The sequence below is a fragment of the Synechococcus sp. BIOS-E4-1 genome (genome assembly GCF_014279995.1).
In the GTDB taxonomy this organism is placed as follows: domain Bacteria; phylum Cyanobacteriota; class Cyanobacteriia; order PCC-6307; family Cyanobiaceae; genus Synechococcus_C.
Genome location: NZ_CP047935.1, coordinates 3,013,423 through 3,030,668, shown reverse-complemented (window position 1 = coordinate 3,030,668; position 17,246 = coordinate 3,013,423). Strand labels below are relative to the sequence as shown.

At 56.7% G+C, this 17,246-nt stretch carries 12 protein-coding genes; 5 read left to right on the top strand and 7 right to left on the bottom strand.

Annotated features, from left to right (window positions below):
- Window positions 1-4: 4 nt before the first annotated feature.
- The 5 genes from SynBIOSE41_RS16580 to SynBIOSE41_RS16560 form a co-directional block, all read right to left on the bottom strand.
- Window positions 5-2,047 carry a S8 family serine peptidase gene (locus SynBIOSE41_RS16580; protein WP_186538993.1) on the bottom strand — a complete coding sequence of 681 codons (2,043 nt, stop codon included), beginning with the start codon at window positions 2,045-2,047 and terminating at the stop codon, window positions 5-7.
- Between the two features lie 466 nt (window positions 2,048-2,513).
- Window positions 2,514-3,626: an ABC transporter substrate-binding protein gene (locus SynBIOSE41_RS16575; RefSeq protein WP_222930557.1), complete on the bottom strand. Its 1,113-nt coding sequence runs from the start codon at window positions 3,624-3,626 to the stop codon at window positions 2,514-2,516.
- Window positions 3,627-3,820: 194 nt separating this feature from the next.
- Entirely contained in the window at window positions 3,821-5,668 is a 1,848-nt protein-coding gene (locus SynBIOSE41_RS16570; protein WP_186538991.1) for a cellulose binding domain-containing protein, read from the bottom strand.
- 186 nt (window positions 5,669-5,854) lie between these two features.
- On the bottom strand, window positions 5,855-6,550 hold the full coding sequence (locus tag SynBIOSE41_RS16565) for a response regulator transcription factor (protein WP_186538990.1): 696 nt from the start codon (window positions 6,548-6,550) through the stop codon (window positions 5,855-5,857).
- Window positions 6,551-6,554: 4 nt separating this feature from the next.
- On the bottom strand, window positions 6,555-8,159 hold the full coding sequence (locus SynBIOSE41_RS16560) for an ABC transporter ATP-binding protein (RefSeq protein ID WP_186538989.1): 1,605 nt from the start codon (window positions 8,157-8,159) through the stop codon (window positions 6,555-6,557).
- 57 nt (window positions 8,160-8,216) lie between these two features.
- On the opposite strand from SynBIOSE41_RS16560, the gene SynBIOSE41_RS16555 reads away from it, so the two are divergent.
- Window positions 8,217-10,550, top strand: coding sequence for a bifunctional (p)ppGpp synthetase/guanosine-3',5'-bis(diphosphate) 3'-pyrophosphohydrolase (locus SynBIOSE41_RS16555; protein ID WP_186538988.1), 2,334 nt, complete (start codon window positions 8,217-8,219; stop codon window positions 10,548-10,550).
- On the opposite strand, the gene SynBIOSE41_RS16550 is transcribed toward SynBIOSE41_RS16555, so the two are convergent.
- On the bottom strand, window positions 10,506-11,024 hold the full coding sequence (locus tag SynBIOSE41_RS16550) for a DUF2062 domain-containing protein (protein ID WP_186538987.1): 519 nt from the start codon (window positions 11,022-11,024) through the stop codon (window positions 10,506-10,508). The genes SynBIOSE41_RS16555 and SynBIOSE41_RS16550 overlap by 45 nt on opposite strands.
- A 76-nt stretch (window positions 11,025-11,100) precedes the next feature.
- Here SynBIOSE41_RS16550 and mnmE point away from each other — a divergent pair, with 76 nt between their 5' ends.
- From mnmE to SynBIOSE41_RS16530, 4 genes are all read left to right on the top strand, one after another.
- Window positions 11,101-12,462, top strand: a complete 1,362-nt coding sequence (mnmE, locus tag SynBIOSE41_RS16545; protein ID WP_186538986.1) for a tRNA uridine-5-carboxymethylaminomethyl(34) synthesis GTPase MnmE — start codon at window positions 11,101-11,103, stop codon at window positions 12,460-12,462.
- A gap of 74 nt (window positions 12,463-12,536) precedes the next feature.
- Window positions 12,537-13,415: a carboxylating nicotinate-nucleotide diphosphorylase gene (gene nadC / locus SynBIOSE41_RS16540; protein ID WP_186538985.1), complete on the top strand. Its 879-nt coding sequence runs from the start codon at window positions 12,537-12,539 to the stop codon at window positions 13,413-13,415.
- A 30-nt stretch (window positions 13,416-13,445) separates the two neighbouring features.
- Window positions 13,446-15,239, top strand: coding sequence for an arginine--tRNA ligase (gene argS, locus SynBIOSE41_RS16535; protein WP_186538984.1), 1,794 nt, complete (start codon window positions 13,446-13,448; stop codon window positions 15,237-15,239).
- A 26-nt stretch (window positions 15,240-15,265) separates the two neighbouring features.
- A complete protein-coding gene (locus tag SynBIOSE41_RS16530; protein WP_186538983.1) occupies window positions 15,266-16,258 on the top strand; it encodes an asparaginase in 993 nt (330 codons plus the stop codon).
- Between the two features lie 220 nt (window positions 16,259-16,478).
- Here the strand turns inward: SynBIOSE41_RS16530 and SynBIOSE41_RS16525 are convergent, their stop codons facing one another.
- Window positions 16,479-16,967, bottom strand: a complete 489-nt coding sequence (locus tag SynBIOSE41_RS16525; protein ID WP_222930556.1) for a DUF6790 family protein — start codon at window positions 16,965-16,967, stop codon at window positions 16,479-16,481.
- Window positions 16,968-17,246: the final 279 nt, after the last annotated feature.

Genomic DNA, 17,246 nt, shown 5'->3' with positions numbered 1-17,246 from the left:
ACGATCAAAGGATCTGCTGGCTCGCGAAGTTCAGCACCAGATCGTTGAAATCACCTTCTCCGGCAATGCCAGCCTGATCCTCAAACCCAAAGCGATTGGCACCCAGCACTTTGAAGCGATTCAGACCATCACTGTTGGCCTCGCTCCAGGCAAACCAGGTGTTGTCTCCACTGATGATGTAGGGCGCTAGATAGGTGCCCTTGATTGAGCTGGAAATTGAGTAATCCACAAGGCTACTTCCCTCGTTGTTGATTTCAAGATTGGTCAGCCCATTCACCAGATTACCTGCATTGAGAGCGATGGATTGATAGTTGGCATCGCCCGGTTTGATGCTGTTGCCGAGTGCATCGAGCACTGTTCCATTGGTATCAAGTACGCGATAGAAGCCAATGACTGAGTCGTGCTCAGTATCACGGCTCAGTGTTAGTTGGCCTGTAAGGGCTTGTGATGTCGTTAGTGCGGTGAGATTCATCACTGGAGCACTTTCTTGGCCGATCTTGGTCAGGGTGTTCGGACCTTCCCAGCTCTGTGCCAGCAACAATGAATCGTAGAGATTGGCTTGGTAACCCTGGTTCACATAGGGCATCAAGCGTGGGTTGCGTTGTGCCCCCGCTCGGAGTATTGCCAGAGTTTCCGTTGCTGTGATTTGTGCATCCTGAGCACGGATTAAGGCCGCCATGCCTGCAACCAAAGGTGCGGCTTGTGATGTGCCAGCCATGTAATCGTAGTGGTCTTCGATGGAGCCAGTGTTTGTAGGTACTGTGCTGAGAATATATGTTTCTAGGTGGGGGCCATCACCTCCAGGCGCGGCAATGGAAATTGATTGCCCAAAATTGCTATAACTTGCCTTGTCATTTTGAATATTTGTTGAGGCGACGGAAGCAATATTTCCAAAGCTTTCGCTAAAGCTGGCGGGCACATCAAAGTATCGATCAAGATTGCCCACGCCATCCCACATATCCCGATTGTAGTAAGGCTCTCCTTCGTTGCCGGCTGCGACGGTGATGAACACATCATTGTCGTAGGCATGTTGGAATGCCTCAACCAGCGGTATGTTTTTTTGGGCCCAATATTGATCACTACTTAGCTTGGTTCTCTGGCCAAATGACATATTGATAATATCGGCTCCATTGTCGACGGCATAGCGAATGGCTTCAGGAACAATATGTGTGTAAAAGTTTGGATCTTCCGCGTTTAGTGGGTCTCCATTTTCTACATCTAGTGTCATCAGCTGCGCGTCCCATGCAACGCCTGTTATACCTAGATTATTGTTTCCTTGAGCTGCAGCGATCCCCGCTACATGTGTTCCATGGGATGTATTTTTGTTGGCGACTATATTGGGGGTGTTGGTAATAAAGTTCCAGCCGTGAATGTCATCCGCTTTTCCGTTGCCATCGTCGTCATTTCCGTTGTTTGCAATTTCGTCTGGGTTGTGCCAAAGGTTCCCGATCAGGTCCGGATGGTTGACGTCGACCCCCGTGTCAATAATGGCAATTTGAATATTCGAAGCATCATACGCTAAATTCCAACCTTCTTGTGCGGAGATATCCGCATCAGGGACACCTCTGTTAAAGAGATACCACTGCTGATTGAACAATGAGTCATTGCTTAGCTTTGTTGTTTTGTTGAATATTTGCCCATCAACTTTAAATTCAAAGGCCTTAAGTTGTTGATCTTTTGTTGGCCAGGTGATTTGATTCTCTTCATGATTGATTTTCAGGCTCAGCCAGTATTCCCCTGGTTCAAGTTGGGCAAAAAAGCTTTCTTCTTCTTGGTTGGGATTGGTGGAGCTGTTGTAGATGTCGGGGGCAAGAGGCTTGACAGTGCTTTCAGGCTCGCCAGTGCTTTCGTCGATTTTTCCTAGATAGAGATCTATATCAAAAGGTAAATCATTGAGCTGTGCGAATAAACTAGTTGTTTCGGTTACTTCAAACGATGTGTAATGCCCTATTGTTTTATCGTAATTCTTGAAGTATGTATTGATAAAGTCTTGATAGCTTTTGTGCTCGCTAGTGAAGAAGCCGGGCTGGACTGATTCAATGCTCATTGCCTGTTTGGGCGTCGGCGTTAATGCCTTGTTAGCAATGAGATGGATGATCTGCCGCCCTAGGGCTTGGCATCGAAGCTTAAGCCGAAATCGTTTGGCTCAGTTGTTGCCTTCATGGCTTCTGTGACGCTGTCGTCAAATTTCTGGAAATGTCTGTCCCCGATTGCCCTGGCTTGAGTGTATTCATGCGGAGCTCTCTCTCTCTCTCTCTCTCTCTCTTATGTCGTCAGTCACAGTCAGCTGTGCTGCTCTGGGTAATATCTAGACTTTTCTTGGTTAAATGAGGATTTTGAATGATCAGAAACGATGATCTGTTCCAGTGCTTGGCCGTGAGATCAGCTCCTGATGTTTTTGGAGATTGCTTTTGAGAGGTTCTTGCGCGACCTGTTGCGGCTGATGTCTGATGTCATCTTGTTGGGAGAGGACAGCATCACTTTGACTGTAGATAATATCTGCAGATATGTTGCTATTTGCGCAGCCAGGTCTGGCTCAGTTTGGCATAAGTTCCGTCGTAATAGCTACGAGCTATTGCGTCGTTGATAGCCCCTGAGCGGGGATCATCCAGGAAGTTTTTTGACATCCCGTAGGCGATAAATAATGTTGTCAGGGTTTCACTCGTTGGCTTGATATTGAGTGAGTAAGGCGTCTGTTGAAGCGCGGTTTGCATGCTCTGTTCGTCTGCGAGGATTGCATCAGCGCGACCGTCTTCAAGTTGTTGCAGGCATTCAGGTATCAGCTCGCAGCTGATCTGTTTGATGCCTTTGGCTTTCAGAATAGACCCCTGAATGGAATCTGTTAAAGAAGCAAAGGTTTTTCCTTGGAGAGTTGGACTGTCGAGCGAAGTGATGACTTCCTGTTCGCTACTCTTCTGAACATTATTGGCTGTTTTTAGGATGTAAGAAGCGAAGTAAGCTGTTAATAAGACTCTTGCAAATAATGAGATAATCGAAATGATCCGAGTTTTGGATTTTTGTGTGTGATCTGTAGAGAGTAAGAGGGTTTTCTGGAGGATCAGAATCAGTTGGTGGCGTTTCTTTTCGTGAATAAGATCGAGTCGATTGCGTTCAAGCAGCCAAACCGGTACTGCGAAGAAGCAGGCGATTAGAGCAACTCCCGCAAAGATCAGGAGTACTTCCTTGGAAGTTGTCACCTGGAGCAGGCGAAGTGCTGTCGACCTTTCCTGTTTCAGCTCATAAATTTTGAACTCGCTCGTGGCTGTTGGAAAGCTGAACTCGAAGCGTTTGCTGCGATTTTCGTTGATTAAAATCCCTCCCATTGCCACGTCTGCGCGTCCACTGCCAATTGCTTCGAGAAGCTCTCCAAAGGTATGAGCTCGTGTGATGCGGTATGGGATCTTCCTGGTCTCGGCGATCATCCTCCAGAGATCGATCTCAAATCCTGTTGGTATCTCGTTTTCGTTTAATGCATAAGGTGGATCAGGGTGCCAAATCACGTTGACTGGTTCTTGTTCGTCCGAGATGTTCTCACTGGCGCGGACTTTGCAACTCAAATTCCCCATGGTGCATGCCATGAATGCACCTAGGCCCAACATCACAATGGTTCTCATTAGCTTGGGCATCGAATCTCGACGCACGACTCACCAGTCAAAATGCGGGGAGCATCCAGGGTAAATCACGATAACTTATAAGGATTTTTATCCTGAAACTGAGATTCGATCCTTGCTAGATGAGCCCGAATCATCTCATCGGTGTCGACGGGGTGATTCAGGCTTCTGGACTGGTTTCGGTGCACCCTGAGGAATCGCAGCCTTGGTTACAGCTGACTGATTTCGCTCCCTGAAGCCAGCAGCATGTCTTCTGTTAGCACTCCATCTCTGCCAAGATCCGTAGTCGAAAGGGCATTGAATCCCACCGTCAGCGACTGACCAGCACCAATGGATGAGCCCCAGTCCGCTCCGGAGAGTTCGTAGCGATAGAGCTCTCCATCCAATTGTTCAGTGGTCACGTCTATTCCCCAGGATTCGCCATAAAACCTGTGGTTGCTGTTGAAACTCAGCGACCAACGATCAAGTTGCTGTTCGCTCTGGTTGTTCACTGTGAGGGAGGCTGTCAAGCCGCCCCACCAAAGATCGCCGCTGACCTCTACATCAAGTGGTTTGCCTGTTAGCTGATCAGTCTCTTCAGGCTGTGAATCGGGGAGGATGGGTTCTGGAGAAGGAACGGGTTGTTGCTCCTGCTTGAGGGTTCCAGGGTTGGACAACGCTTCGAGATTCTGCCCCAGTGGATCACCCAGAGACACAATCCCCTGGTAGTAGTTGATCACCGTGGAATCGGAAACATCCAGTGCCGGCCATTGCGGCCAGTCAAAGGTGTCATTCATGAAGGGTTGGTCCTGATCCCATCCCAGAACCGTGAGGTGATTGATGTCGTGAGCAATCGCGACATCTTCGATGTTCAAAAATCCATGGGTGCGGCCATGCATCCAGCCTCCGTAATGGGGCTCCATTTTCAAGGTGTTGATGAAGGTCTCCCGCAATCCGGATTGCTCGATGTAGTCGGCGAATCCCTCATGGCCAAACTCACGGACCATTCCCATCACGTCGTCCTGGGATCCCAGTCGTGCCGTTCGTTGGATGTCAGCGAGGATCTGAGGGTCATAGGCCTGATCAGCAATCCAACCCACCTTCGCTCCCTGCATGGCATACCAAAGGCCGACCCCCTTGGTGTCATCGCCCCATGCCTGCGAATTGTTGGTCAGACCGTTGGCAAAAGCCCATTCACCGACGGTCTCAATGCCAACAGCTTCAAGACCTGAGAAAGCACGCAGGCCGTTGTAGGCCTCCAAGGCTTCGGTGGTAATCGCTGTGCGGCCTCCGACCAGTTCGTTGTGCTCGGAATTGTGATTGGAGCCGTGGAAGCTTCCCCAGCTGTTGATATCCGTGTAAGCCCCCTCCGCGGCAGCGTGCTGATGCATGGCGTGATCGTGGCCGGCATGCCCGCCCATTCCTGCAGCGTCCATGCCGGCAGCGTTAGAGCTGGAAGCTGCCATGGATGCTTCGCCCATGGATGTTTCGCTGATGGATGCTTCGCCCATGGATGTTTCGCTGATGGATGTTTCGCTGATGGATGTTTCGCTGATGGATGTTTCGCTGATGGATGTTTCGCTGATGGATGTTTCGCTGATCGATGTCTCACCGTTGGCCATCCCACCGTTGGCCATCCCACCGTTGGATGTCTCAGCAGTGGATGTCTCAGTAGTTGATGCCTCGTCCATGCTCATGCTGGAGCCGGAATCTGCGTTGGAGCTGTCGCTGAAGGCAAGGCTTGTCGCTGAGAACAACATCCCCTCGGTGAGGTTGCCATCGCGTCCAAGGTCAGTGCCCTGCGCTCCGTTGAAGCCAACATTGATGGTTTCGCCAGCTGGGATGCGACTGCCCCAACCCGTTCCTGAGAGGGTGTAGCGCGTCAGTCCGTTGTCCAATTGTTCGCTTTCGAGGGCGACTCCCCAGGCATTGGGATCCAGTTGATGGGGACTGGTGAAGCTGATGCTCCAGCTTTCAAGCGCCTGATCGCTCTTATTGGTGACGGCCAGTGCGGCAGTGAAGCCGCCCCACCAGATGTCTCCGCCGATGGAGACCTGCAGTGACTCAGATGACGTCATGGCATGAATGAGAGGTACAGATTCAGTGCAGCGACGGGATGTGATTCAGATCTGTCTCGCGAAAGTCGGGATGTGTCCGAATCATTTCGTGTTGAGGGAAGCAAGGTCGCTGCCTTGGTTGTTCCATTCACGGCTGAAACCGTTTGAACGCCAATCCTGCAAATGGGGGGTTTTCTGGAGCGCGGGTCAGGGAATCAGCCCGAGCCTCAAGGCTGCGGAGACGGCACTGGCTCTGTTGTTGACATCCAGGCGCGTGAGGATCTCACTGAGGTGATCGCGAGCAGTGTTGACGGAGATATTGAGCTGATCAGCAATTTGACGATTGCTCAGTCCCTCGGCGACCAAGGCGAGGATTTCAAGCTGGCGTTCTGAAAGCACCTTTGCATTCTCCCGGCCAACAATTCTTTCCCCCTCAAGGAGACTTGGATCCTCAAAGTGTTTGCCTTGTTTCATGGAAGTCAGAGCATTGATCAATGCTCCGGAGCGTTGCTCCAAACTCAATTCATTCAGGACTGCATCCACGTTCAGTCCTCGGGCAATGCGCAAGCTGCTTTTGCCTGGACGGTTGATCAGGAGCAGGGTGCGATGGCTGCTAGGGAAGCGTTTGCTTTCACGCAGCAAGTCCAGTCCGCTTCCGTCACTGAGTTGCTCGGATACGAGGAGCCAGTGAGGGGACTTGACGTTCTTCAGATAAATCATCGCTTCAGCTTTGGAGTCATAAAAGCGTCTGATTCTTTTGCTTCGCATCCCTGAAAGTCGCAGCATTTGCTTCACTGCAAACAGATGTGGGTAGAGGCAGATGAGTAAATCCTGATCGTGGATCAATGAACGAATCCTGCGTGCTTTTTCAAGATCGCTCGTTTCACTTCGGCTTCGGGCCATGACCTCAACTTGGCAATCGAGGACAGGCTTCGACCAGTGTTCGCGTGATCTCGGCCTGCGGTTGATGCAGCAGCCGGTCTCCGGGTCCCTCCTCCACGACGTGTCCTTTGTTGAGCACGATCAGTCGATGGCAGAAGCCACCGGCCACTGAAAGGTCATGGGTGATGAAAATCATGGCCAGTCCAAGCTCCTGCTGCAGCTGCCGAAGCAGTGCCAGAACCTCCGCCTGGATTTCGGCATCGAGCATGCTCACACTTTCATCACAGATCAGCACCTTCGGTTTCAGCGCCAGAGCGCGGGCGATGGCCACCCGTTGCTGCTGGCCCCCGGAAAGCTGGCGGGGAAGCCGATTCTGGTAACGATCGGCTGGTCCAAGACCCACGCGTTCCAGCAGCTGGCGGCCTTGTTCCCGAGCTGCTGCCGGTGACGCCAGATTGTGGATCCGCAGTGGATCGACGATGGCATCCAGCACCGACATGGCTGGATTCAGACAAGCCAGAGGGTCCTGGAACACCATCTGAATGGTTCGCCGCGCCTGGCGCGCTTCACGTCCCCGCAGCCTGAGCAGATCCTGACCGAGTAACTGCACCCTGCCACCACGAATCGGCATCAGTCCCATCAGGGCACGGCAGAGGGTGCTTTTGCCGCAGCCGGATCCTCCCACCACTCCAAGGGTTTCGCCGGCTTGCAACTGGAAGCTGATGCCGTCCACCGCTTTCAGCCAGGTTGGATTCCAGGGTGGACCGCCCAGGTTGTGCCAGCAGCGCAGTGCCTGCACAGCCAGCACCGTTTCAGCCTCGGGTGCTTCAGGGGTGCTTCCTCCCTCTCGTGCTCGGGCAGCGGCAAGCAGCCGTTGTCCCACCCTGGAGCTGGGATAGGTCAGGACCACGTCGCTTCGGTTGATCTCCACGACCCGTCCACCGTCCAGTACAGCCATGCGTTCGCACCAGCGATTGGCCATGGCCAGATCGTGAGTGATCAGTAACAGAGCGCTGCCCAGTTCCTGGCACAGCGCTCTCAGAGCAGCCATTACCTGACCAGCCACGGCTACATCCAGGCTGGTGGTGGGTTCGTCCGCGATCACCAGAGGGGGGCTCAGTGCGATGGCCAGGGCAATGGCCAGGCGCTGACGCATGCCGCCGCTGAACTCGTGGGGGTAGGCGCGGAAGCGAGCAGCGCCGATGCCCACCTGCTCCAGCAGCTCCTCGGCCCGCTTGAGACGTTCTGTCTCGTGCATGGTCGGCCTGTGGGCACGCAGGGTGTCGATCAGATGACCGCCCACGGTCATCAGTGGATTCAGGCGTGTCATCGGATCCTGAAACACCAGTCCCACCGACTCGCCGCGCAATCTCCTCAGATCGGTCAAGTTGAGGCTGCGGGGATCGTGACCATTCAGGCTTAGTTCTCCCTCGCAACTGCTGCCCGGGGGCAGCAGTTGCAGCGCTGCCCTGGCCACTGTGCTCTTGCCGCAGCCGGAGGGGCCAACCAGGGCCAGGCGTTCGCCGGGATGCAGACGCAGGTCAAGTCCATCGAGAGTCCAGGCCTGGCTTCCCGGGTAACGGAGCCTGAATTGTTCGAGCTCCAGGACAGTCGCTGGCGCGGTTGTCATGGCAATCGAAGCGCAGGTGCTCATGGCTACATACCATGGATTCACCTGTCGGTTCGGATGCTCAACGCCACCTCCGAGACGGTCGCAGTGCAGATCCGGAATGGATCCGCTGCACCGGCTTGCGGTCTGGTGGCTCTGAGGGACAGGCCCATCCGTTCGGCTGACGACTACGGCATCGACCTCCCTGCCTGGTTGCGTGAGTGCATCGACCACGTGCCGCCAGGGATCGGTCACAGCTGCCCCACCGATTCAGAGGCTCTGCTTGCAGCGGCCTTTGATTTTGCTTTTCAGCTGCACGAGGGCCAGTTTCGCGCCAGCGGCGACCCCTACATCGTTCATCCGGTGGCGGTGGCTGATCTGCTGAGGGATATCGGTGCCAGCGCCAGCGTGATCGCTGCAGGCTTTCTGCACGACGTGGTGGAGGACACCGATGTCACTCCGGAGCAGCTCGAGAGTCATTTCGGACCGGAGGTCCGGGAGCTGGTGGAGGGGGTCACCAAGCTTGGGGGGCTGCATTTCACCAATCGCACTGAGGCTCAGGCCGAAAACCTGCGCAAGATGTTCCTGGCGATGGCCAGCGACATCCGCGTGGTGCTTGTGAAGCTCGCCGACCGACTGCACAACATGCGCACGCTGGGGGCGCTGCGCGAGGAAAAGCGCCAGCGCATTGCCCGGGAAACCCGCGAGATTTATGCACCTCTGGCCAACCGTCTTGGCATCGGTCGCTTCAAGTGGGAGCTGGAGGATCTGTCCTTCAAATTGCTTGAGCCGGATGCCTTCAGGGAGATTCAGCAGGAAGTCGCGACCAAGCGCAGCGAGCGGGAGGAACGTCTGGGGGTCACCGTGCAGTTGCTCAGTGATCGCCTGGCGGCTGTCGGGCTTGAGAACTGTGAGGTGAGCGGTCGGCCCAAGCACCTCTTCGGTATCTGGACCAAGATGCAGCGTCAGCAAAAAGCCTTCCACGAGATTTACGACGTGGCGGCCCTGCGGATCCTTACCCCCAGTGTTGAAGCCTGCTATCGGGCTCTTGCGGTTGTTCACGACACCTTCCGTCCCATTCCCGGGCGCTTCAAGGACTACATCGGTCTGCCCAAGCCCAATGGTTATCAGTCGTTGCATACGGCTGTCATCGGACGTCACCGTCCGATCGAAGTACAGATCCGAACGCTGGATATGCACCGGGTGGCGGAGTTCGGAATTGCCGCGCACTGGAAATACAAAGAGGGCGGCTCACCCGCTGCCGGCGGAGACACTGAACGCTTCAACTGGTTGCGGCAACTTGTTGATTGGCAGCAGGAGGGGGGAGCTGATGATCACAATGACTACCTCGCTTCGATCAAGGAAGATCTCTTCGATGAAGAGGTGTTCGTGTTCACGCCCAAAGGCGACGTTCTGGGTTTGCGCAAAGGGTCGACGGCTGTGGATTTTGCCTATCGCATCCACTCGGAAGTGGGTAATCACTGCCATGGCGTGCGCATCAACGATCGACTTTCTCCCCTGTCGACGCCGCTCCAGAACGGTGATTTTGTGAATGTGCTCACGAGCAAGACGGCACACCCCAGTCTTGATTGGCTCAATTTCGTGGCGACGCCCACGGCGCGTAATCGCATCCGCCAGTGGTACAAACGCAGTCATCGGGATGAAACGGTTGAGCGGGGCAAGGATCTGCTCGAACGGGAGCTGGGACGCAGCGGTTTTGATGCTCTGCTCAGCAGTGATGCCATGACGCGTGTGGCCGAGCGCTGCAACCTGCTCAGCACCGAGGATCTGCTTGCGGCCCTCGGCTTCGGAGCCGTCACCCTGCATCAGGTGCTCAACCGTCTGCGAGAGGAGATCCGCCTGCAGGCCACCATCGAGGAGCCACCGCTCAGTAACGAAGACGTCGCCCGCCAGCTTGTGCAGCAGGCTGAAACCGGCACCCCCCGCTCCAGCCCTGATCAGCAGGATCCCATCCTTGGTGTGGAGGGTCTCGACTACCGCCTCGGTGGTTGTTGCAGCCCTCTTCCCGGCGAGGCGATTCTGGGCACGGTAGCCCTCGGCAACCATGGCATCACCGTGCATCGCCAGGACTGCTCCAATGTGGAGGCGATTCCAAGCGAACGGCGATTGCCTGTGCGCTGGAATCCCGCTTTGGCGGCAAGAAGCCAACGTTTCCCCGCGCAGCTGCGGATTGAGGTGATCGACCGTGTCGGGATTCTCAAGGACATCCTGATGCGCCTCTCTGATGGACGCATCAACGTCAGTGATGCCCGTGTGAAGACCAGCTATGGAAAGCCAGCACGCATTGATCTGCGTTTGGAGCTGGCCAGTGCCGAGCAGCTGCAGCGCACCATGCACCAGATCCGTTCAATGGCGGATGTGATTGATATCGCCCGCAGCAGCGGTACCTGACTTCGAGCGCGACTGCCCACAGCGTTTGCGTTGTTGCTGTAGGAGCCAATTCAGGCTTAGCCACCAGCCCAGTGCCGAGCAGACGGCACCAGTGATGCTGGAGCCCAGCAGCAAGCGGCTGATCACGCTCCAGCCCAGTTGGTTGAAGCCCTCCTGGTGCAGGGCATCGAAGCCTGGCCATTCGCGGCCGGGGCCGAGCAGCAGAGCCCCGATCCGGTAGTTGAACCAATAGAGCGGCAGGTAGGTGAAGGGATTGCTGATCCAGGTGCCGGCGGCCGCCAACAGATGGTTCCCACGCACCACACTGGCCAGAGCGATTCCCACCAGTGTCTGCAAACCGAAGATCGGAAAGCAGCCGCAGAAGATGCCGGCAGCAAGCCCACGGGCCCGCTGTCCTGGAGTGCCTTCCTGTTGCCAGATCCATTGCAGCCCTTTCTGCAGGCGTTGATGTGCCTTTCTCAGCATCCGGCCCATCGGAGTGTCGGCGGTTCTCGCATGGCATTGAGGATGTGATCGTAGGGAGTGGGCTCGGGGCTGTTGCAGCACTGCGATGCAGGAGATCAACCTGGAGAGGCAAACGATTGCTGCAGTGGCCACGGCAGTGGCCCCCGGGCAGGGCGGCATCGCGGTGATTCGACTGTCCGGCCCTGACGCTCAACGGGCGGTGAGCGAGATCACCTGCTTCCCGGGCACACAGCTGTGGGAGAGCCATCGGGTGCTTTACGGCCACGTGATGGCAGCCGATGGAATGGAGCGACTCGATGAGGTGTTGGTGCTTGTGATGAAGGCGCCACGCAGTTTCACCGCTGAAGACGTGGTGGAAATCCATTGCCATGGCGGAGTGATGGCTGTGCAGCGGGTCATGGCCCGTGTGCTCGAACAGCCTGGGATTCGCCGAGCATTGCCCGGTGAATTCAGTCAGAGAGCTGTCCTGAACGGGCGCCTCGATCTCACGCGTGCTGAGGCGATCGGTGATCTGGTGGCCGCACGCAGCCAGCGAGCTGCGCAGCTGGCGATGGCAGGCGTGGATGGCGGCATTCAGCGTCGAATCCAGATGTTGCGCGAACGTCTGCTGGATCAGCTCAGTGAGTTGGAGGCCAGGGTTGATTTTGAGGAGGATCTGCCTGCTCTCGATGGCCCGGCCTTACTGAAGGTCTTGCAGTCAGTACGCGACGAGTTGCTGCAACTTGTGGCGGATGGGGAGCGCAGTGTCGCCTTGCGTCAGGGGCTGCGGGTGGCGCTCGTCGGCAGACCGAACGTGGGCAAGAGCTCACTTCTGAATCTGCTCAGTCGGCGCGAGCGAGCCATCGTCACCGATCTGCCTGGAACCACAAGAGACCTGCTGGAAAGCGAAATCGTGCTGGAGGGCGTTCCGATCACGCTGCTCGATACCGCCGGTATCCGCAGCACCAATGATGCCGTTGAGCAGTTGGGCATCGCCCGAAGCCACGACGCTTTGGCCAGTGCCGACCTGGTCGTGCTTCTGTTTGATCTCGCTGACGGCTGGACCGCTGAGGATCAGGTTCTGCGTGAACAGATCCCTGCGGATGTGCCCCATCTGCTGGTGGGAAACAAGGCTGATCTCAGCGATGCTGCGGTTCCCGCCGATGTCCATCTGTCCGCTGTGACAGGGGTGGGGGAAGCGCAGCTGGTGCAGGCGCTTCTGGAGCGTTGTGGCGCACTCAGCGACGGCTCTCTGTTGCTGGCGCTCAACCAACGACAGGTTGACCTGGCAACTGTGGCGGCCGCTGCCCTTGATCGCAGTGAGCAGGTTGCCGCGGATGGATTGCCCTGGGATTTCTGGACGATTGACCTGCGTGAGGCCATTCACAGCCTCGGCGAGATCACGGGGGAAGAGCTCACCGAATCGGTGCTGGATCGTATTTTTTCCCGCTTTTGCATCGGCAAATGAAGCGCTGCGGGACAGGTCCAAACACTCGTGCCCGCATGATGGATCCAGTCGGTTGAGCGGGCGATTCCGGAGTGATGAACGTTGAGCAGCCCCTAACGACCCCCCGTCTTCAGGCGCAACTCCAGGACTGGCTGGCTGAGGACCTTGGCCGCGGTGATCTCACCGCGCCGGCCCTGAGTGGACGGCGGGCTCAGGCGAGCTGGATCGCCAAGCAGGAAGGAGTGTTCTGCGGTGGCAGCCTTGCTCTGCGCTTGTTTCGCCTGTTGGATCCCAAGCTTGAGGTGGAGTGTCTGGTTGCCGAGGGTGCTGCGGTGCAGTCCGGGGACACGCTGATCCGTTTCGACGGCCAGGCCTCTGCTCTGGTGGGTGCTGAACGGACGGCGCTGAATTTGGCGATGCGTCTCTCTGGCATCGCCACGGCCACAGCGGCACTGGTGAGAGAACTGAAGGGAACCGGTGTGCGCCTGGCTGACACCCGCAAGACCACGCCTGGACTGCGCGAACTTGAGAAGTACGCCGTGCGCATGGGCGGGGGTGTCAATCATCGACTCGGTCTGGACGATGCCGCCATGCTCAAGGAAAACCATCTGGCCTGGGCGGGTGGCATTGAAGCTGCGATTGCAGCTGTGCGGGCTTCAGCTCCATGGCCGGCGAGGGTGATTGTGGAAGCGGAAAGCGAGCAAGAAGCCTCGGAGGCCGTGATTGCCGGAGCCGATGGTGTGCTGTTGGATGAGTTCACGCCTGAGCAGCTGAGTAGCCTGGTGCCCAGGTTGCGCCAGCTGGCCGTTGAACGAACTGCCTCCAGGGCTGTGATTCTTGAAGCCTCTGGAATTCAGCCAGGGGATTTACGCGCCTATGCCGCCACAGGAATCGATCTGATCTCCACCAGTGCGCCGGTCACGCGCAGTCGCTGGCTGGATCTGAGTATGCGTTTCGCACCTGCCGGGGGATGATCAGGGCTTGCCAAGCCCGTTGATCCGTTCATGCTGCGCATCGCCCATTCCCTGGATCAACAGTTGCGTGCAGCCATGGACCGGGCTTTCCCGGAGGCCGCTGCGGAGGCTCAGCAGGCCGGGCGCGCGTTGGATCCCCAGCTTGTTCCTGCGAGCAAGCCCGAATTCGGAGATTTTCAGGCCAATGGAGCCCTGGCCCTGGCCAAACCGCTCAAGCAGGCCCCGCGTCAGATCGCTGCAGCGATTGTGGAGCAGCTCAAGAACGACGCTGCTTTCACCGACCTTTGTCTTGAACCTCAGATCGCCGGTCCAGGCTTCATCAACCTCACCATCCGGCCCGAGTGTCTTGCTGCTGAGCTGGCCTCCCGGCTAGGTGATGCGCGGTTGGGCGTTCCATCGGTGAAGGATGCAGCGCCGGTGGTGGTCGACTTCTCCAGTCCCAACATCGCCAAGGAGATGCACGTGGGCCATCTGCGCTCCACGATCATCGGCGACTCACTGGCGCGTGTTCTCGAGTTTCGCGGTCATCGGGTGCTCCGCCTCAACCATGTGGGTGATTGGGGGACCCAGTTCGGGATGCTGATCACCCATCTGAAGCAGGTTGCACCTGAGGCTCTGGAGACAGCCGATGCAGTGGATCTCGGTGATCTGGTGGCGTTCTATCGCGAAGCCAAGAAGCGTTTTGATGATGACGAGGACTTCCAGATCACATCCCGGGAGGAGGTGGTCAAGCTCCAGGGAGGCGATCCTCTTTCGCTCAAGGCCTGGGGGCTGCTCTGTGACCAGTCGCGGCGCGAGTTCCAGAAGATCTATGACCGGCTTGATATTCGCCTGAGTGAGCGGGGAGAGTCGTTCTACAACCCCTTCCTGCCAGGGGTGATCGATGGGCTGAAGCAAGTCGGTCTGCTGGTCACCGACGATGGGGCAGAGTGCGTCTTCCTGGAAGGGGTCAGCGGTAAGGACGGCAAACCGCTGCCGGTGATCGTGCAGAAAAGCGATGGCGGTTTTAATTACGCCACCACCGACCTGGCGGCGATTCGCTACCGGTTCGCGGCCGCTCCCGATGGGGATTCGGCTCGCCGGGTGATCTATGTGACGGATGCCGGCCAGGCCAACCATTTTGCTGGGGTTTTTCAGGTGGCGCAACGGGCGGGCTGGATTCCCGACGGTGCCCGCCTGGAGCATGTGCCCTTCGGATTGGTGCAGGGAGAAGACGGCAAGAAGCTCAAGACTCGGGCCGGTGACACCGTGCGACTCCGCGATCTGCTGGATGGAGCGGTGGAGCGCGCTGAAGCGGATCTGCGTTCGCGTCTCAAGGAGGAGGAGCGGCAGGAACCCGAAGACTTCATCAACCATGTAGCCGGCACCGTCGGCCTTGCGGCGGTGAAATACGCCGACCTCAGTCAGAACCGGATCACCAACTACCAGTTTTCGTTTGATCGGATGCTGGCCCTGCAGGGAAACACGGCTCCCTATCTGCTCTATGCGCTGGTGCGCATCTCCGGTATCGCCCGCAAGGGAGGCGACCTGGATCGATCGACTACTCAGCTGCAGTTCAGTGAGCCTCAGGAATGGGCTCTTGTGCGTGAACTTCTCAAGTTCGATGCAGTGGTTGCCGAGGTGGAGGAGGAGTTGCTCCCCAATCGGCTCTGCAGCTATCTGTTTGAGCTCAGCCAGGTGTTCAATCGCTTTTACGACCAGGTGCCGGTGCTTAAGGCCGGGCCTAAGGCGTTGCCGTCACGGCTGGCCCTCTGTCGCCTCACTGCCGACACGCTCAAAACCGGACTCGGTCTGCTCGGCATCAACACCTTGGAGCGGATGTGAGCGGTTCCTTGGAGAGTGGTGCCTTCATGCCTCGGCTCTTGTTGCTCGCCACCGGTGGCACAATCGCAGGAAGGGCGAAAGATGTCACCGCTCTGAACAACTACTCAGCAGGCGTCATCCACGCTGAGCAGTTGCTGCAATCGGTGCCCCAGCTGCAACAGCTCGCTGAGATTCAGGTGGAGCAGATTGCCAACGTCGACAGTGCGGACCTGACCTTCGCCCATTGGCAGGCGCTCGTCACCCATGTGCGTTCAGCCTTTGCAGCTGATGCCGATCTCGCTGGTGTTGTGATCAGCCACGGCACCAACACCTTGGAGGAAACAGCCTGGCTGCTGCAGTTGCTGATCGATGACCCGCGGCCGGTGGTGCTAGGTGGGGCGATGCGGCCGGCAACGGCACTCAGTGCGGATGGCCCGCTCAATCTGTTTCAGGCCGTTCAGGTGGCCAGTGCTCCGCAATCCCGCGGTCAGGGAGTGCTGGTGGTGATGGATGGATGGATCCATGCGGCACGCAAGGTGACCAAGGTGGCGACACAGGGGGTAGGGGCGTTTGCCAGTCCAGGCACTGGGCCGTTGGGCTGGGTTGATGACGCCGGCGTTCATTTGCCTCTGGTGAGTGAAGCGCGAGAGGCTCCGTTCGCAGGCCTCACCTTGCCTGGGCAATGGCCCAGGGTGGCCATCCTCTATGGCTGTGTGGAGCCCGAGTCGAGCATGCTCACTGCGATGCTGAAGGCAAGAATTCAGGGCCTGGTGTTTACCGGCACCGGCGCCGGTCAGCTCTCGGCCGTGGAACGTGACGTGCTTGAGACTTGGTCGGGTCCGCGGCCATTGATGCTGCGGGCCAGCCGTTGTGGATCAGGTCCTGTGCATCGCTCGCCTGAAGATGAACGTTGTGGAACGCTGCCTGCCGGCAGCCTGAATCCTCAGAAAGCTCGGGTGCTGTTGTTGTTGTCTTTGAGTGCAGGCCTTAATGGTGTGCAAATGGCGGCAGTATTGGCTCAGTTGGAGTCAGTGAGTTGATGCCGGGAGGTTGCCATGGTTCTTGCCAATCTTTTGGCATTCATCTGACGGTATCTTTTGCTCTGTAGGAGCTTGATGAAATGCCTCACTTGCTCAAGGGTGGTGGAGAGGACCGAATCTGATGTTTAAGTTTATGGCTTTGATCTTGTGTCGCATTCGGCATGGAAAGAATGTGCGCATTTATTTAGCCCATTAGTGCTCGTTTTTGGTAGGTCTGGCGTCAGGAGGAAAGGGCATTAATGCCGAAATAAAGTGTGAAAAGTGCGTAGCTAATGTTGATAACTTTGCTGGTATATCGAGGTTGTTTGGCTGTTCTTAATTCGAGTAAATGCAAGACGGCCGCTTGCAGCATATAGATTCCCACAAGAAGAATCAGGGACCCAAGGGCTTGGGTCCCCCAGCCTTGTGCGAGTCCGGCGAAAGCGACTACTCCCCATGCGAGATTCGCGAAGCCAACTTCAAGTTGAAAGTCGTTACGGGTGCCGTAATCCCATCCCATGCGTAATGCATCGCTGCGGTGGAATATTGCATGGCGCACAAATGAAACCAGGCCAACGCCTCCGACAGACCATCCTGCAATCCATTGGGTGGCTGAATCTATATTTCCGGCGCCAAGAGCGTTAAAGCCATTCCATAATCCAATGCCACCAATGACCCAGGTGATTTGCATTAATACTTTGGAAATTTGCGGGTTGCTTGATAGGACCATTTCGGTATCACTGCACTTTAAAATGCTTGCATGCAAGATTTGTTATTGCAACCCTTTGTTGATGTATTGCCCATGAATAATCTTTTGGTCGGGTGCTGGCTGAAGCATTCCTGGGCTGAATGGTTGTAGTGCGACGTCACTGAGTCATCGAAACAAGTGGAGTTGATGGTCTTGCCGCAATGTCTGCGCAGCGATGTTGATCAGCTTGTGCGGCCAAGTGCTCGTGCGGCGGCTGGGTCTGCCTTGCCCGGGTTGTGAGATTGGTTCCTAGGTGCTCGT

Excerpts from the sequence above, each read along its gene's own strand:
- SynBIOSE41_RS16580 (WP_186538993.1), bottom strand. The coding sequence starts at position 2,047 with ATGAGCATTGAATCAGTCCAGCCCGGCTTCTTCACTAGCGAGCACAAA.
- SynBIOSE41_RS16575 (WP_222930557.1), bottom strand. The coding sequence starts at position 3,626 with ATGCCCAAGCTAATGAGAACCATTGTGATGTTGGGCCTAGGTGCATTC.
- SynBIOSE41_RS16570 (WP_186538991.1), bottom strand. The coding sequence starts at position 5,668 with ATGACGTCATCTGAGTCACTGCAGGTCTCCATCGGCGGAGACATCTGG.
- SynBIOSE41_RS16565 (WP_186538990.1), bottom strand. The coding sequence starts at position 6,550 with ATGGCCCGAAGCCGAAGTGAAACGAGCGATCTTGAAAAAGCACGCAGG.
- SynBIOSE41_RS16560 (WP_186538989.1), bottom strand. The coding sequence starts at position 8,159 with ATGACAACCGCGCCAGCGACTGTCCTGGAGCTCGAACAATTCAGGCTC.
- SynBIOSE41_RS16555 (WP_186538988.1), top strand. The coding sequence starts at position 8,217 with ATGCTCAACGCCACCTCCGAGACGGTCGCAGTGCAGATCCGGAATGGA.
- SynBIOSE41_RS16550 (WP_186538987.1), bottom strand. The coding sequence starts at position 11,024 with ATGGGCCGGATGCTGAGAAAGGCACATCAACGCCTGCAGAAAGGGCTG.
- mnmE (WP_186538986.1), top strand. The coding sequence starts at position 11,101 with ATGCAGGAGATCAACCTGGAGAGGCAAACGATTGCTGCAGTGGCCACG.
- nadC (WP_186538985.1), top strand. The coding sequence starts at position 12,537 with ATGAACGTTGAGCAGCCCCTAACGACCCCCCGTCTTCAGGCGCAACTC.
- argS (WP_186538984.1), top strand. The coding sequence starts at position 13,446 with ATGCTGCGCATCGCCCATTCCCTGGATCAACAGTTGCGTGCAGCCATG.
- SynBIOSE41_RS16530 (WP_186538983.1), top strand. The coding sequence starts at position 15,266 with ATGCCTCGGCTCTTGTTGCTCGCCACCGGTGGCACAATCGCAGGAAGG.
- SynBIOSE41_RS16525 (WP_222930556.1), bottom strand. The coding sequence starts at position 16,967 with ATGGTCCTATCAAGCAACCCGCAAATTTCCAAAGTATTAATGCAAATC.